The sequence below is a fragment of the Glycomyces lechevalierae genome (genome assembly GCF_027622945.1).
GTDB lineage: Bacteria > Actinomycetota > Actinomycetes > Mycobacteriales > Micromonosporaceae > Glycomyces > Glycomyces rutgersensis.
The window spans coordinates 670,970-685,916 of sequence record NZ_JAPZVQ010000001.1; the positions used below are offsets into that span (position 1 = coordinate 670,970).

Here is a 14,947-nt window from a genome sequence, read left to right on the forward strand (position 1 = left end):
AACCCCCATCATGTGCGGTTTGAAGTGTCGTTCCGCGTAGGCCTACATGCCGTGGCGGAGCGCTACGCGCACAGCGCCACAGCCAGCCGCCACGGCGCATAGATACCCCCTGAACAGGCATTTCACCCTTGATTCAGCGTGTCGATCTGCCTATCTTCGATCTATCGCGAGATGCGGCCACTCACATTGATCCGAAGTGGAGGAACAAGATATGGGGGAACAAAATGCAAGCGGTGCAAGGCGAACCGACTCGTTCGAGCGAGGAGCGTTCCACGATGACTACCGGTCTTACAAAGTCCGCGCGTCGAGCGCCGATGCGCCCGACTCATTCCAAGTCGTCACCGGCGCGAGCGAGGACATCGTGCTGATCGTGTCCGGGCTGAACTCCGGCAACCTGAAGGCGACCTGGGGTCCGTTCTGGCGGTCGTTCAAACCCAACTGGAAGATCTGGGTCGAGGACTCGGCTTTCCGGGTGTTCTACAGCGGCCGCACCGCACTCCCTTCGACCCCGCCGATGGTGAAGTTCTGCGATGGGTAGGACCGCCATGCCCGCCTTGCCTTCCGAGGAACCCGGCGACCGGCCCTCGCACCGCTCCGACGGTCAGCCCGCGAAGTACGGCTACCTCGGCGGGTTCACCCGCTACGCCGCCCGGTTCTCCGTCTACGAACTCGGGCCGAGCCTCAACGGCTTCCCGGACTTCCCGAACCGGTTCCTGGTCGACGTGGACGACGGCGTCGGCCCGCGCGAGTGCTGCCGGTTCACCGATGCCGCCGATGACGAACCGGTCTGGAACGGCGCGTGGAACGGTGACGACTGGTGCCCGTGGATTCTCGACCAGTCGCGCGCGCTCATGCCCGACCTCGGGCCCGCATAACCAGCTTGACCTGTGGCGACGGCGTCCGCTCTGGCGTCAGCGAAGGCCTGGTCCCGACCAGCTTGGTCGGACCGGGCCGCCGCTGTGGGCACCGCCACGGCTCTGCTCTGGAGTCGTCAACGATGCGTCAAGTGTTCGAGCGAACGCGTATGGAGGGCGTCAAGCGGTCTAGGCAAGGGCTTCCATACGACGTTCACTGGGCCGAGCCGACGCACCCCGGTCGGCGGCGCGGCGCCTGCCGCGCCTCCCTGGTTCGCTGAGAAGAAGGAAACAATGCCCGATCTCGCCTATCTGGCGCTGACGGTGGCCTGCTTCGTCGCCCTCGCACTCGTCGTCAAGGCGGTGGAGAAGCTGTGAGCGCCGTGAACGCCATCGGCCTCGTCCTGGCCGTCATCACCGGTGCCTACCTCGTGTGGGCCCTCCTGAAACCAGAGCGTTTCTGATGGGAGGCATCACCATCGACGCCACCGGCGCGCTCCTCGTCGCCGCCATGGTCGCGGCGCTCGCGCTGAGCTACAAGCCGCTCGGCGACTACATGTACCGGGTCGTCACCCGGGAGCACCACGGCACGTCGTTCAGCGGGAGAGTCGAGCGCGGGGTCTACCGCGCGATCGGCGTGCGGCCCAGCGCCGAGCAGCACTGGTCCGGGTACGCCCGCAGCGTGCTCGCCTTCTCGGCCGTGAGCATCGTGGTCCTGTACCTGTTCCAGCGCGTCCAGGGCCGGTTGCCGCTCGACAACGGCTTCGCCGGCCTCGAACCGGGCCTGGCGTGGAACACCGCGGTCAGCTTCACCACGAACACGAACTGGCAGGCCTACTCCGGCGAGTCCGCGATGGGCATCCTGATCCAGGCCTCCGGGCTCGCGGTGCAGAACTTCGTGTCCGCAGCCGTTGGCATCGCCGTAGCGGTCGTTCTGGTGCGCGGCTTCGCCAGGAAGGCCACGGACAAGCTCGGCAACTTCTGGGTCGACCTCACCCGGATCGTGCTGTGGATTCTCCTGCCCATCAGCTTCGTCGCCGCGATCGTGCTGGTCGCGGGCGGCGTGGTCCAGAACCTCACCGATTTCACCACCACGGCCAACGACCAGACCATCACGGGCGGGCTCGTCGCGAGCCAGGAGGCGATCAAGAACCTCGGCACGAACGGCGGCGGCTATTACAACGCGAACGCCGCGCACCCGTTCGAGAACCCGACGACCTGGACGAACTTCCTCATCGTCTACCTGCTGCTCGTCATCCCGTTCTCGCTGCCGCGCACGTTCGGGCGGATCGTCCGCGACAACCGGCAGGGCTTCGCGATCGTCTCGGTCATGGGCGTCATCGCCCTCATCTCGACCGCGCTCGTCATCGGCTTCGAGAAGATCGGCGCCGGCACGGTGCCGCAAGCGGTCGGCGCGGCCATGGAAGGCAAGGAAGTGCGCTTCGGCATCCCCGACTCGGGGCTGTTCGCCGCCGCGACCACGCTGACCTCCACCGGATCGGTGAACTCGTTCCACGACTCGTACACCTCCTTCGGCGGCGGTGTGCTCCTGCTCAACATGATGCTCGGCGAGGTCGCCCCCGGCGGCGTCGGCGCGGGACTGTACGGCCTGCTCGTGCTCGCAGTGATCACCGTGTTCATCGCCGGGCTCATGGTCGGGCGCACCCCCGAGTACCTGGGCAAGAAGATCGGCGCCCGCGAGATCAAACTCGCGAGCCTGTACTTCCTCGTCACGCCCGCGCTGCTCCTCGTCGGCGTCGCCGCCTCGATCGCGGTGCCGTCCAATCTCCACGCGATGCAGGAGGCGGGCCCGCACGGGCTCTCGGAGATGTTGTACGCCTTCGCGTCCGCGTCGAACAACAACGGCTCGGCGTTCGCCGGGTTCGGGGCGAACACGCCCTGGTTCAACACCGCCCTGGGCCTGTGCATGATGTTCGGCCGGTTCCTGCCGATCATCCTGGTGCTCGCCCTCGCCGGGTCGCTCGCGAAGCAGACGCCCGTGCCCGCCACCGCCGGGACCTTCCCCACCCACAAGCCCCTGTTCGTCGGCATGGTCGTCGGCGTGACGATCGTGCTCGTCGCGCTCACCTTCCTGCCCGTCCTCGCCCTCGGCCCCGTGGCCGAAGGGCTGCAATAGGAGTCCGCAATGGCATCCCCGACGGCCCGGAACGGACTGCTCGACCCGAAGCAATGGGTCAAGTCCACCCCCGCGGCGTTCCGCAAGCTCGACCCGCGCGTCATGTGGCGCAACCCGGTCATGTTCATCGTCGAGATCGGCGCAGCCTTCACGACCGTGCTCGCCGCCGTCGACCCGAGCGTGTTCGCCTGGACGATCACGGTGTGGCTGTGGCTGACCGTGCTCTTCGCCAACGCCGCCGAAGCGATCGCCGAAGGCCGCGGCAAAGCCCAGGCCGACTCGCTGCGCAAGGCCAAGACCGACACGGTCGCAAGGAAACTCGCCGACCAGGACCCGCGGATCGAATCGCCGCGGGCGGCGACGATCGAGGTCCCCGCGCCCGAGCTCAAGCGCGGCGACTACGTCCTCGTCGAAGCGGGCCAGACGATCCCGGGCGACGGCGACGTGGTCACCGGCATCGCCAGTGTGGACGAATCGGCGATCACCGGCGAGTCCGCGCCCGTCATCCGCGAATCCGGCGGCGACCGCTGCGCGGTCATGGGCGGCACGAAAGTCCTCTCGGACTGGATCGTCGTCGAGATCACCGCCGAGCCCGGCAAGTCCTTCCTGGACAGGATGATCGCGCTCGTCGAAGGCTCCGAACGGCGCAAGACGCCCAACGAGATCGCCCTGAACATCCTGCTCGCGGCCATGACGATCATCTTCGTGCTCGCCGTGGTCACTATGCAGCCGGTCGCGATCTTCTCCAAGGACTACATGGCGGCGGCACCGAACACAGCAGTCCTGAATCAGGACGGCGTGACCGGCATCGTGCTGATCTCCCTGCTCGTGTGCCTGATCCCGACCACGATCGGCGCGCTCCTGAGCGCCATCGGCATCGCGGGCATGGACCGGCTCGTGCAGCGCAACGTGCTCGCCATGTCCGGCCGCGCGGTCGAGGCCGCCGGGGACGTGGACACGCTGCTGCTCGACAAGACCGGCACCGTCACCTACGGCAACCGCCGCGCGAGCGCATTCCTCGCCGTCCCGGGCATCGCCGGGAGCCATCTCGCCGACGCCGCGCAGCTCTCCAGCCTCGCGGACGAGACCCCCGAGGGCCGCTCGATCGTGGTGTACGCCAAGGAGGGCTACGGTCTGCGCGAACGGGACACCGGGGAGCTCGCCCACGCCGAGTGGATCGAGTTCGCCGCCCAGACCCGCATGTCCGGTGTGGATCTGGCCGAGCACGGCTCGGTGCACCGCATCCGCAAGGGCGCGGCCGCCGCCGTCATCGAATGGGTCAAGACCCAAGACGGCGACCCGGACCCGCGCGTCGACGAACTCGTGGACCAGGTCTCCCGCGAGGGCGGCACGCCGCTCGTCGTCGCCGAGCACCGGGACGGCGAGAGCGCCCGCGTCCTCGGCGTCATCTATCTCAAGGACGTCGTCAAGGATGGCATGGCCGAGCGTTTTAGTCGCTTGCGCGCCATGGGCATCCGCACCGTCATGGTCACCGGCGACAACCCGCGCACCGCGAAGGCCATCGCGGCCGAGGCCGGCGTGGACGACTTCCTCGCCGAGGCCAAGCCCGAGGACAAGATGGCGCTCATCAAACGCGAGCAGGAATCCGGGCGCATGGTCGCCATGACCGGCGACGGCACCAACGACGCGCCCGCGCTCGCCGCGGCGGACGTCGGCGTCGCCATGAACACCGGCACCTCCGCGGCCAAAGAAGCCGGGAACATGGTCGACCTCGACTCGGACCCGACGAAGCTCATCGAGATCGTCGCCATCGGCAAGCAGCTCCTGATGACAAGGGGCGCTTTGACGACGTTCTCGATCGCCAACGACATCGCCAAGTACTTCGCGATCATCCCGGCGATCTTCGCCGTGATCTACCCCGGGCTCGACGCGCTCAACATCATGCGCCTCGCCAGCCCGGAGTCCGCGATCGTCTCGGCCGTCGTCTTCAACGCGATCATCATCATCGCGCTGGTCCCGCTGGCGCTCAAGGGCGTCGCCTACAAGCCGGGCTCGGCCTCGTCGCTCCTGCGGCGCAACCTCCTGGTCTACGGCCTCGGCGGGATCATCACCCCGTTCATCGGCATCAAACTCATCGACCTCGTGGTCGCCCTCATCCCAGGGATGGCATAGCAATGGCACGTCTCCCGCGCTGGATCCTCCAGCACTTCGTGGCGCTCCGGGCGCTGGCGGTCCTGACCGTCGTCACCGGCATCGCCTACCCGCTCGCGGTCCTCGCAGTCGCGCAGCTCCCGGGCCTGAACGGCAAGGCCGACGGCTCGCTCCTCACGGACGCGGACGGCAACGTGGTCGGCTCCTCGCTGATCGGGCAGTCGTACACCGACAACGACGGCGAAGCGCTCCTGGCGTACTTCCAATCGCGGCCTTCGGCGGCGGCCGGTGAGGACGGCGACTACGACCCGCTCGTCTCCGGGGCCTCCAACCTCGGCCCGGAGAACGTCGTCGACACGCTCCCCGACCCGGAACTGGGCTGGGACGACGACGAGAACGCCGCGAAGAGCCTGCTCACGCAAGTGTGCGAGCGTTCCTTCCAGATCGGGGAACGCGAAGGCGTGGACGGCTCGCGGCCGTACTGCACCGACACCGGCGTGGGCGCGGTCCTGGGGGTCTTCTACTCCGAGGGCACCAGCGGCGAGGTCACCCGCGTGGTGAGCCTCAACGAGGAGTGCGGCACCGTCGCGGCGCCGTTCCTCGCCGAATACGAAGGCGTGCAGGTCGAATGCGCCGAATACGGCGAGGACTACGCGGCCGCGATCATCACGCCGGTCAGGGGCGACGCCCCCGACGAACCGGCGGTGCCGGCCGACGCCGTCACCGCCTCGGGATCGGGCCTCGACCCGCACATCAGCCCCGAGTACGCCGAGCTTCAGGCCGCCCGGGTCGCCGCCGAGCGCGGCATGACCGTCACCGAGGTCCGAGACCTCATCGACGAGCACACCAGCGGCCGGTTCCTCGGCTTCATCGGCCAACCCGCGGTGAACGTCGTCGAGCTCAACCTGGCCCTCGACGCGGCGTTCCCGCTCACCTAGATCCCGACCCGGAAGCGGTCCCGAGCAATAGCGAGGATTCTCATGGTTGTGACACGTGGCCGGCTACGGATCTACCTCGGGGCCGCTCCCGGCGTCGGCAAGACCTTCGCCGCGCTCGAAGAGGCCCACCGCCGGGCCGAGCGCGGCACCGACGTCGTGGTCGGCTTCGTCGAGACGCACGGCCGGGAGCGCACCGCCGACCTCGTCAAAGGCCTCGAGACCGTCCCCCGCCACACCATCGCGTACCGGGGCGGCCGGTTCGAGGAGTTCGACCTCGACGCCGTGCTCGCCCGCGCCCCCAAGGTGGCGCTCGTCGACGAGCTCGCCCACACCAACGTCCCCGGCTCGCGCAACGCCAAGCGCTGGGAGGACATCGACGAACTGCTGGACGCCGGCATCGACGTCATCTCCACGGTGAACGTGCAGCACCTCGAATCCCTCAACGACGTCGTCGCCCAGATCACCGGCGTCCCCCAGCGCGAGACCGTCCCCGACGAGGTCGTGCGCCGCGCCGACCAGGTCGAACTCGCGGACATCACCCCCGAGGCCCTGCGCCGCCGCATGCTCCACGGCAACGTCTATCCCGCCGAGAAGATCGACGCCGCGCTCGCCAACTACTTCCGGGTCGGGAACTTGACCGCGCTGCGCGAGATCGCACTGCTGTGGCTCGCCGACAAGGTCGAGGACCAGCTCGAGCAGTACCGCGAAGACCAGCACATCACCGCCACCTGGGAATCCAAGGAGCGCGTCGTCGTCGCCCTCTCCGGCGGCGACGAAGGCGACACCTTGATCCGCCGCGCCGCGCGGATCGCCGCGCGCTCGGGCGGGGCGGACCTGAAAGCCGTGTACATCGCCTCGGGCGACGGCCTCACCAGCGCCCGCTCCGCCCGGAACCTGGCCCGGCAGCGGAACCTCGTCGAAGACCTCGGCGGCTCGTACCACCAGGTCGTGGGCGATTCGATCCCGGACGCGCTGCTGGAGTTCGCGCGCGGGGTGAACGCGACGCAGTTGGTTCTGGGGGCCTCCCGGCGCGGCCGGTTCGCGCAGCTCCTCTCGCGCGGCGTCGGCGTCACGGCCACCGCGAAGTCCGGGCCGATCGACGTCCACCTGGTCACGCACGAGCGGGTGGCGAGCGTGAAGCACGCCCGCGCGGGCCGGGGACTCATCGACCAGAGCCGGCGGCGCCTCGGGATCGCCTTGGCGCTCTTGGGCATTCCAGCGCTGATGGCGGTGCTGGCGCCGCTGCACGGCGAGCTCTCGCTCACCACGATGATGCTCATCGTCCTCACCGCCGTCATGGGTCTGACGCTCACGGGCGGCATGTGGCCGGCGCTGCTGGCCGCGCTGCTGGGGTTCGTGCTGCTGAACTTCTTCTTCACCGAGCCGTACTACACGTTCAAAGTGGACGATCAGGAGCAGGTGATCGCCCTGTTCATCTTCGTGGCACTCGCCTTGGGCGGCGCGGGCGTGGTGAACGTGTCCGCCGCGCGGGCGCGGCTCGCCGCGCGCGCAAGCGCCGAGGCGCAGACCCTGGCGGCGCTCGCCGGCGACGTGCTCAGGGGCCGCAACCGGGTCGCAGACCTGCTGGAGCAGTTGCGGGTCACCTTCGCGCTGGACTCGGTGACGCTCCTGGAGCGGATCGAGCCGGGCGCGGGCCCGGCCGAGCGGCACGACCCGAAGCTGTGGCGGGCGGTGGCGCACGCGGGCGCGGCGTGCGCGAGTCCCGGTGCGGCCGAGAACGACCTGCCGATCAACGACGACCTGGCGTTGGCGCTGCGCGGGCACATCCTGGAGGCGAAGGACCGCCGGATCGCGCAGGCCTTCGCGATGCACGCGGCCGCCGCCCTGGAGCGCGAACGCCTTGCGCGGCAGGCGGAGGCGGTGCAGCGGCTCACGGACACGGACAAGCTGCGGACGGCCCTGCTGGCGGCGGTGTCGCACGATCTGCGCACGCCGCTCGCCTCGGTCCGGGTGGCGGTGAGCAGCCTCAAATCCGACGAGGCGCTGTTCACGGCCGAGGAGCGGGCGGAGCTGCTGGAGACGGCGGAGGCGTCGCTGGCGCGGTTGACGAGTCTGGTGGACAACCTGCTCGACATGTCGCGGCTGCAGGCGGGCGTGCTCGGGGCGCATCCGGTACCGATCGCGCTCGACGAGGCGGTGCCGTTCGCGCTGGACGAGATCGGCGAGGCGGCGGCGAAGGTGCGGCTGGACATCGGCGCGGACCTGCCGCAGGTGTCGTCCGACCCCGGTCTGCTGCAGCGCATCCTGGTGAACATCGTGTCGAACGCGCTGCGGTACAGCCCGCCGGGGCGGCCGCCGATCGTGAGCGCGAGCGTGGGCGGCGAGTTCTTGCAGCTCCGCGTGATCGATTCGGGCCCAGGCGTTCCCGATGAGGACCGCGAGACCATGTTCACGCCGTTCCAGCGGCTCGGCGACCGGGACAACTCGACGGGCGTGGGACTCGGGCTGGCGCTCTCGCGCGGCCTGGCCGAGGCGATGGGCGGCACGCTGCTGCCGGAGGCGACGCCGGGCGGCGGGCTGACGATGGTGCTGGCGCTGCCGCGGGCGGACCTGGAGGCCGAGTCGGGCGTGTAGCGGCCGTGTCGCGGCCACCGCTGCGCCGCCGTCGCACGCCGCGAAGTTATCCTGCAACCGGCGGCACGGACCCGTGCCGCGGACTCCGAACGACAGGTAGGCCGCCCTGCGACCCGTCCCGCGCGCCGTGCTCGAAGCCTTCCTCCGGCATCCCGTCCGCATCGTCCCCGTCGCGTTCGCGGCGGTGATCCTCGCCGCGGCCGGGCTGCTGCTCCTGCCCGCCGCGCAGTCGACCGAGGGCGGGACCCGGTTCGTGGACGCGATGTTCACCGCCACTTCGGCGATCGCGGTCACGGGTCTGATCACTGTGGACACGCCGACGCACTGGAGCGGGTTCGGCGAGGCCGTGATCCTGGTGTGCATGCAGCTCGGCGGCCTGGGCATCATGACGACGGCGGCGTTCCTCGGCATGCTGGTGAGCCGCAAGCTGCGGTTGCGGTCGAAGCTGATGACGCAGGCCGAGCTGCATCCGTCGATCAGCTTGGGCGACATGCGGAGTGTGCTCCGGTTCACGGTGGTCTACACGTTCGCCGTCGAGATCGCGGCCGCCGCGGTCCTGACCCTGCGGTTCCATGCGGCGTACGGCTTCGGTGCGGGCGAATCGATCTGGCACGGGGTGTTCCACAGTGTCGCTGCGTTCAACAACGCCGGTTTCGCGCTGTTCAGCGATTCGATCATCGGTTTCGCGACCGACCCTTGGATCAGCCTGCCGCTGGCCTTCGGCACGATCCTCGGCGGGCTCGGCATCCCCGTGGTCTTCGAGCTCACGCGTCGGCGGCGGCTGCGGCGGTGGTCGCTGCACACGCAGATGACCCTGTTCGGCACGGCGGTGCTGCTCTTCGGCGGCTGGCTCGTGCTGCTGGCGCTGGAGTGGTCGAACCCGGCGACGTTCGGGCAGTTCGCCTGGCACGACCGGTTCCTGCCCGCGTTCTTCCAGTCGGCGGTGCTGCGCACGAGCGGGTTCAACTCGATCGACGTGGGGCAGTTGGGCGACGACTCACTGCTGGTCTCGATGGCGCTCATGTTCATCGGCGGCGGCTCGGCCTCGACGGCGGGCGGCATCAAGGTCACCACGTTCTTCCTGCTGATGTGGGTGATCTGGGCCGAGATCAGAGGCGAGCAGGACGCGGTGGCGTTCCGGCGGCGGCTGCCGACGCCGGTGGTGCGCGAGGCGCTCACCGTCGCCCTGGTCTACCTCGCGCTCAACGTCGCGGCCGTCCTGCTCATGCAGCGCTTCGAGCAGGACATCTCTTTGGCGCCCATCATGTTCGAGGTCGTCTCGGCGGCGGCCACGGTCGGCCAGTCCACCGGGATCACGTACGACCTCGGCGATCCGTCGAAGTGGCTGCTCGCCGTCGTCATGTACGGCGGGCGCATCGGCCCGGTCCTGTTCGCGACCTCGCTGGCGATGGCCACCCGCAAGCGCCTCTATCGCTTCCCGGAGACGCGTCCGCTCGTCGGGTGACCCTCGAGTTCCGGGGAGCGCGGGATGATGTCGTGCTGCCCGAACCTGGCCCACATGGTCCGCTGGACGAACAGTGTGGCGATGCCCGCGACGATCATGCCGGCGAGGTTGACGCCGAGCTGGATCAGGGAGGCGCCCACCTCGTCCCAGTGCGCGAGCGCGATCGCGACGGCGATGTTCCCGGCCGCCGGGACCGTCGTGACGGAGATGAAGACGCCCACGAGCGCCGAGGACTTGCGGGCGGTCATGGAGAGGATCCCGGCGACGCCCGCGAGGACGGCCACGACGAAGGACCACCGGTCGGGGTGGATGATGAAGCTGGTCAACGGCCGGTCGTCGAGCATGGTCGGCTCGATCCAGCCCATGAGGCGGCTGGCGATCGCGCACACCAGGGTGATCGAGACGGCGACCGCGAACCCGGCCGCGAGGGTGACCGCGGCCGCGCCGATGAGGCGCAGGTTCCGTTGCAGCACACCGAAGCACATGGCGGCCACGGGCCCGAAGTCCGGGCCGAGGACCATCGCGCCGACGATGAGGATGGGCTGGTCCAGGAGCGCGCCGATCGCCGCGATCTGCACCGCCAGCGCCAGGAACGCGAAGTAGGACCAGGTCATGCGGGTCTCGGCGGCGGTGCGGGCGGAGAGCTCCTCCCACACGACCGCGTCTTCGGCGTCGCCGGGGGTGATCTGCTCGGCGACCTCGGCGGCGGAGGAGATCGAGAGGTCGAGCTGCTCGACGCTGATGCCGCCGGTGTCCTTGAGGCCCAAGGCGCGCAGGTCCGCGAGGACCGAGTTCGCGCCCTCGCGGGCGACGTCGAACTCGACGACGTCGCCTTCGGGGTCGTAGGCGGCGCCGGGCAGCTTGAGCACATTGACCACGGCCGGGCAGTCGGCGGCGATCCGCAGCACCTCTTCGGTGCGGGCGGCGGGGCTGATCACGCGAACATGCAACACGTACAGGATTCTCCCTCACCCGAGGGCGCCCGCGCGGGCCAGGTCAGGCCCGTTGCAGGCGCTCCTGCCGTCTGACGGTCCGCTCGATCCGGTACCGCCAGGCGGCCTGCCGGCAGCGTGCGCGCATCAGGTTCACCGCCAACCGGTACCGCCAGATCACCGGTCTACTCGCTGTAGATGCGGACTTGGGCGTCGGGCGAGTCGACCTCCACGATCACCTCGTCGAGGTGGTTGACGAACTCCTCGAGTTCGTCGGGCTTGAGCTGGGTGAGGTCGAAGGGCACGCCGGACTTGGCGATCTCGGCGTTGGCCTTCTCGAGGGCCTGCGCGGGGACGAGGGCCGAGAGGCGCACGCCGGCGCGGAGCAGGGCGATGGGGACCCGGATGTTGACGCGGCCCGGCTCGCCGTTCTCGGTGTAGCCCACGACGAAGCGCAGGTACTTGGCCTTGGCCTTGGGGCGCTCGGTGGAGCCGGACGCGGGCGCTTCGCCGGGTTCGATGGCGGTGAGGAGCCGTTCGGCCTCGTCGGCGGTGATGCTGCCGGCGGCGAGCATGTCCAGGATGGCCTTGCGTTGTTCGTTCATGGCGGTGCCTCTCTTAACGGATGGTCATGAGCAGGCCGAAGCGGCCCTGCTCGTAGTCGAAGTGGGAGCCGGGGAGGGCGGCGATGACGCGCCAGAGGCCGGCGTAGGTGGGGATGACCTTCATGTCGAAGATCAGGCAGGCGATGACGCCGCCGATGAGGGCCAGGAGCAGGATCGGCGAGAGCACGATCACGACGAGGAGCACGGGGATCCAGAGCCGGATCGTGCGGTGGCCGGGGCGTTTGACGCGGAGCGTCACGAGGTGCGGCATCACGTGGGTCCCTCCAGTTCGGACAGTGCCTGCTCGGCGGTGATCTCGCCGCGCCGCAGCCGGTCGATGACCTCGGCGCGCGAGGGCGCGGGGTCGGTCTCCACGAAGTCGAGGGCCTGCGTGATGCGGTTGAGCCGGGACTTGATCGTGGGGTAGCTGACGCCGAAGGTCCGCTCCATCTCCTTGATGGAGCCGTGGCACCGCACGAAGGCGGTGACGAAGACCTGGTCCTCGGCGCTGAGCTGCGCGAGCTGCGGCAGCTCGAAGGCGCCCTCGATCGCGACGCCGGTTTCATTCAGGCGCACCCGCTCGACGGTGAACTCGCGGCCCCCGGTGAGGTTCGTGAGCTCCTGCCAATCCATTGCCTCGTCTGTCATATGTCAAGTTGTACTCGTGTAAATCTTAATTTTCAAGAGTCAGAGATTAATTTTCTTGAGATCAGTCCTTGAACCGATTCAACGACGGCGGCCCGGCGGGCCGCTGGACGGCCCGCCTCGGGAACCGTTTACATCGAGTGCGTCCCGGTATTGACGGGAGATTGATCGTTAACTATGGTGGCAACCACAGTTGAATCCTTTCAATCGACAGCGGTCACCGCGCCGGCAGCAGCGGCCACCGCCGATCTCAGGAATCGAACTGTTCGCATGCATCGATGGAGATGGCAGGAGTGCGCATGACGACGGTGGTCACCCCCGGCGGGCCGTCAGCGACCGGGCGGGCCGGCACCCGGCTCGAGCGGTGGTACGGCTGGGCGGACGCGGCGATGTACGTCGGCCTGCTCAACCTGCTCGTACTCGCCTTCACCCTCGCGGGCGGTGTCGTCCTCGGCTGGGCCCCGGCCCTCGCGGCCGCCACCGCGTGCAGCCGGACCCGCCTGCGCGGCGGCTCGCAGCCGCTCGTGCGCGCCTTCGCGACCCGGTGGCGCCGCGGCTTCCTCCACGCCAACCTCCTCGCCGCGCCGTCCGCCGCCGCGCTCACCGGCCTCGGCCTCGGACTCCTGACGGCCACAGGCGAGTCTCGCGCGCTCCAGTTCGGACTGTGGGCGGCCGCGGCCGTCTGCCTCGCGCACCTCGTGCTCGTGCTGACGATGGACGCCCACTACGAGCTGCGGCGTGTCCAGAGCCTGCGGCTGGCCTGGGCGTTCCTGGTGCGCTTCCCCGGCGCGCCCCTGCTCCTCATCGCGACCACGGCGCTCGCCGTCGCGGTCACCGCGTTCATCCCCGGGCTGCTGCCGGTCGTGGCGATCGGCGCGTGGGTGCACCTGTGCACCGCCCTCTGCCTCTCGTTCTACGCCGCCAACGACCGGAACCTCGCGGCCTGAGACCAAGCGCGGCAACGGCACCGCGCCACCGACCGAGTTGATCCCCTTCCGAAAGGACCCCCGATGAAACCCGTAAGAAAGCGCATACCGCTGGCGGTGCTCGCCATCGGCGCCCTCGCGCTCACCTCCTGCTCCGACGGCGGCGGCAGCGAGGAGCCGCTCGAATCGCTCGACATCATGGCGCCCTTCTTCTCCGCCGTCCCGCCCGAGGAGGACGACCCGATCGACAAGGCGCTCAGCGACCTCGCCGGGCTCGACCTCAGCGTCCAGTGGGTGCCCAACAGCGACTACGGCGCCAAGACCAACACCGTGCTCGCGGGCGACGACATCCCCGACGTGATGGTCATCCAGGGCAAGGACCAGGCCTTCGTGCAGACCGCCGAGGCCGGCGGGTTCTGGGACCTCACCGACTACCTCGCCTCGGGCGACTACCCGAACCTCGTCACCGAGAACCCCGAGGTCCAGGAGGCCTCCAGCGTCAACGGCAAGGTCTACGGCGTCTACCGGGCCCGCGACGTGATCCGCCACAGCGTCATCATCCGCCAGGACTGGCTGGACAACCTCGGCCTCGCCCTCCCCGAGACGACCGACGACCTCTACGAGATCGCCCGCGCGTTCACCGAGGACGACCCGGACGGCAACGGCCGGAACGACACCTACGGCATGATCAACCCCGCGTGGGGCGGCATCGGCAACGGCAGCCCCTACGACGCCATCGAGGTCTGGCACGGCAGCGGCAACCTCTGGAGCGAGGAGGGCGGCGAACTCGTCCCGGCCTTCACCACTCCTGAATGGACGCAGGCGCTGCAGTACGAGCGCGACCTCGTCCAGAACGGCTACGTGAACCCCGACTTCGCGACCATGGACCCGGCCACCTGGAACGAGCCGTTCCTGAACGGCAAGGGCGGCATCATCATCGACGTGCAGTCCCGCGCCTCCGAGCTCGCGAAGCTGTTCAAGGAGTAGGACCCCGAGCACTTCGACCAGTACGTGGCCCTCGCCGGGCAGCTCGACGGCCCCAACGGCACCTTCGCGATGCCCACCGCCGGGTACTCCGGCTTTCTCGCCGTCCCGCGCGCCGGCGTCCAGACCGAGGAGCAGCTGGAGCAGGTCCTCAAGGCGCTCAACGAACTCAACTCCACGGACGCCCAGAACCTCATGAACCACGGCATCGAAGGGGACAACTACACCCTCGAGGACGGCGGCGTCGTCTTCGACCCCGCCAAGCAGGACTTCACCGACCAGGTGACCGGGGCCTGGGCGCAGCTCGGCATGAACGTCGCCGGATACAACGCCCACCCCATCAAGCAGGAGACCGAGTTCGACGCCGCGCTCTACCAGCGCCGACTCGACCTCCAGGCCGAGGACCTGCCGAACGCCGTCTTCAACCCCGCCGCCGGGCTCGTCTCCCCCACGTACACGACCAGCGGCGCGCAGCTCGACACGATCATCGCGGACGCCCGCATCCAGTACATCGCCGGCCAGATCGACGAGGCCGGGCTGCAGGCCGCCATCGACACGTGGCGGTCCAGCGGCGGCGACGACGTGATCGAGGAGATGAACGACCTCCTCTAGAAGCACGACCGATCCCCCTGTGCGGGAACGGCATCGGCGGATGCCGTTGGGGGGCCCCCCCCCCCCCGGGGGGGGGGGGGCGCCGGGCCGGGGCCCCCCCCCCCCCCCGCCCCCCCCCCCCCCCCCGCGCCCGTCACTCCTC

General features: G+C 69.4%; 15 protein-coding genes. 11 read left to right on the forward strand and 4 right to left on the reverse strand.

Annotated features, from left to right (window positions below; translation table 11 throughout):
* Positions 1–196 precede the first annotated feature (196 nt).
* The 8 genes from O2L01_RS03105 to O2L01_RS03140 all read left to right on the forward strand — a co-directional run bounded on the left by O2L01_RS03105 (position 197) and on the right by O2L01_RS03140 (position 10,101).
* Complete coding sequence (locus tag O2L01_RS03105; protein ID WP_270120308.1) at positions 197–538, forward strand: hypothetical protein; 342 nt, start codon at positions 197–199, stop codon at positions 536–538.
* A gap of 7 nt (positions 539–545) precedes the next feature.
* Positions 546–875 (forward strand): hypothetical protein, encoded by a 330-nt coding sequence (locus O2L01_RS03110; protein ID WP_270120309.1) that lies wholly within the window; start codon positions 546–548, stop codon positions 873–875.
* A 353-nt stretch (positions 876–1,228) separates the two neighbouring features.
* A complete protein-coding gene (kdpF, locus tag O2L01_RS03115) occupies positions 1,229–1,318 on the forward strand; it encodes a K(+)-transporting ATPase subunit F (RefSeq protein WP_270120311.1) in 90 nt (29 codons plus the stop codon).
* Positions 1,318–2,991: a potassium-transporting ATPase subunit KdpA gene (kdpA, locus tag O2L01_RS03120; protein WP_270120314.1), complete on the forward strand. Its 1,674-nt coding sequence runs from the start codon at positions 1,318–1,320 to the stop codon at positions 2,989–2,991. The genes kdpF and kdpA overlap by 1 nt, the downstream gene beginning before the upstream one ends.
* A 9-nt stretch (positions 2,992–3,000) precedes the next feature.
* On the forward strand, positions 3,001–5,124 hold the full coding sequence (gene kdpB, locus O2L01_RS03125) for a potassium-transporting ATPase subunit KdpB (RefSeq protein WP_270120315.1): 2,124 nt from the start codon (positions 3,001–3,003) through the stop codon (positions 5,122–5,124).
* Between the two features lie 2 nt (positions 5,125–5,126).
* Positions 5,127–6,041: a potassium-transporting ATPase subunit C gene (locus tag O2L01_RS03130; protein WP_270120318.1), complete on the forward strand. Its 915-nt coding sequence runs from the start codon at positions 5,127–5,129 to the stop codon at positions 6,039–6,041.
* Between the two features lie 48 nt (positions 6,042–6,089).
* On the forward strand, positions 6,090–8,636 hold the full coding sequence (locus O2L01_RS03135) for an ATP-binding protein (protein ID WP_344468985.1): 2,547 nt from the start codon (positions 6,090–6,092) through the stop codon (positions 8,634–8,636).
* A 127-nt stretch (positions 8,637–8,763) separates the two neighbouring features.
* Positions 8,764–10,101, forward strand: coding sequence for a TrkH family potassium uptake protein (locus tag O2L01_RS03140; RefSeq protein ID WP_270120321.1), 1,338 nt, complete (start codon positions 8,764–8,766; stop codon positions 10,099–10,101).
* Here O2L01_RS03140 and O2L01_RS03145 read toward each other — a convergent pair.
* The 4 genes from O2L01_RS03145 to O2L01_RS03160 form a co-directional block, all read right to left on the reverse strand.
* A complete protein-coding gene (locus O2L01_RS03145; RefSeq protein ID WP_270120324.1) occupies positions 10,065–11,054 on the reverse strand; it encodes a DUF389 domain-containing protein in 990 nt (329 codons plus the stop codon). The genes O2L01_RS03140 and O2L01_RS03145 overlap by 37 nt on opposite strands.
* A 164-nt stretch (positions 11,055–11,218) precedes the next feature.
* On the reverse strand, positions 11,219–11,638 hold the full coding sequence (locus tag O2L01_RS03150) for an SHOCT-like domain-containing protein (protein WP_270120325.1): 420 nt from the start codon (positions 11,636–11,638) through the stop codon (positions 11,219–11,221).
* Positions 11,639–11,651: 13 nt separating this feature from the next.
* Positions 11,652–11,909, reverse strand: a complete 258-nt coding sequence (locus O2L01_RS03155; RefSeq protein ID WP_270120327.1) for a hypothetical protein — start codon at positions 11,907–11,909, stop codon at positions 11,652–11,654.
* Positions 11,909–12,271, reverse strand: coding sequence for a DUF2089 domain-containing protein (locus O2L01_RS03160; protein ID WP_344468987.1), 363 nt, complete (start codon positions 12,269–12,271; stop codon positions 11,909–11,911). The genes O2L01_RS03155 and O2L01_RS03160 overlap by 1 nt, the downstream gene beginning before the upstream one ends.
* 311 nt (positions 12,272–12,582) lie before the next feature.
* Between O2L01_RS03160 and O2L01_RS03165 the strand changes: the two genes are divergently transcribed.
* The 3 genes from O2L01_RS03165 (at position 12,583) to O2L01_RS03175 (ending at position 14,805) form a co-directional block, all read left to right on the forward strand.
* Entirely contained in the window at positions 12,583–13,230 is a 648-nt protein-coding gene (locus tag O2L01_RS03165) for a DUF624 domain-containing protein (RefSeq protein WP_270120329.1), read from the forward strand.
* Between the two features lie 63 nt (positions 13,231–13,293).
* The gene (locus O2L01_RS03170) at positions 13,294–14,196 is read left to right on the forward strand and encodes an extracellular solute-binding protein (protein WP_270120332.1); all 903 of its coding nucleotides are present in this window, start codon (positions 13,294–13,296) and stop codon (positions 14,194–14,196) included.
* A gap of 24 nt (positions 14,197–14,220) precedes the next feature.
* Complete coding sequence (locus O2L01_RS03175) at positions 14,221–14,805, forward strand: type 2 periplasmic-binding domain-containing protein (protein WP_270120334.1); 585 nt, start codon at positions 14,221–14,223, stop codon at positions 14,803–14,805.
* The last annotated feature ends 142 nt before the right edge of the window (positions 14,806–14,947 follow it).

Bases quoted from the DNA above. Each gene is read 5' to 3' on its own strand.
- O2L01_RS03110 (WP_270120309.1), top strand. From the start codon at position 546: ATGCCCGCCTTGCCTTCCGAGGAACCCGGCGACCGGCCCTCGCACCGC.
- kdpA (WP_270120314.1), top strand. From the start codon at position 1,318: ATGGGAGGCATCACCATCGACGCCACCGGCGCGCTCCTCGTCGCCGCC.
- kdpB (WP_270120315.1), top strand. From the start codon at position 3,001: ATGGCATCCCCGACGGCCCGGAACGGACTGCTCGACCCGAAGCAATGG.
- O2L01_RS03130 (WP_270120318.1), top strand. From the start codon at position 5,127: ATGGCACGTCTCCCGCGCTGGATCCTCCAGCACTTCGTGGCGCTCCGG.
- O2L01_RS03150 (WP_270120325.1), bottom strand. From the start codon at position 11,638: ATGAACGAACAACGCAAGGCCATCCTGGACATGCTCGCCGCCGGCAGC.
- O2L01_RS03155 (WP_270120327.1), bottom strand. From the start codon at position 11,909: ATGCCGCACCTCGTGACGCTCCGCGTCAAACGCCCCGGCCACCGCACG.
- O2L01_RS03160 (WP_344468987.1), bottom strand. From the start codon at position 12,271: ATGGATTGGCAGGAGCTCACGAACCTCACCGGGGGCCGCGAGTTCACC.
- O2L01_RS03165 (WP_270120329.1), top strand. From the start codon at position 12,583: ATGACGACGGTGGTCACCCCCGGCGGGCCGTCAGCGACCGGGCGGGCC.
- O2L01_RS03170 (WP_270120332.1), top strand. From the start codon at position 13,294: ATGAAACCCGTAAGAAAGCGCATACCGCTGGCGGTGCTCGCCATCGGC.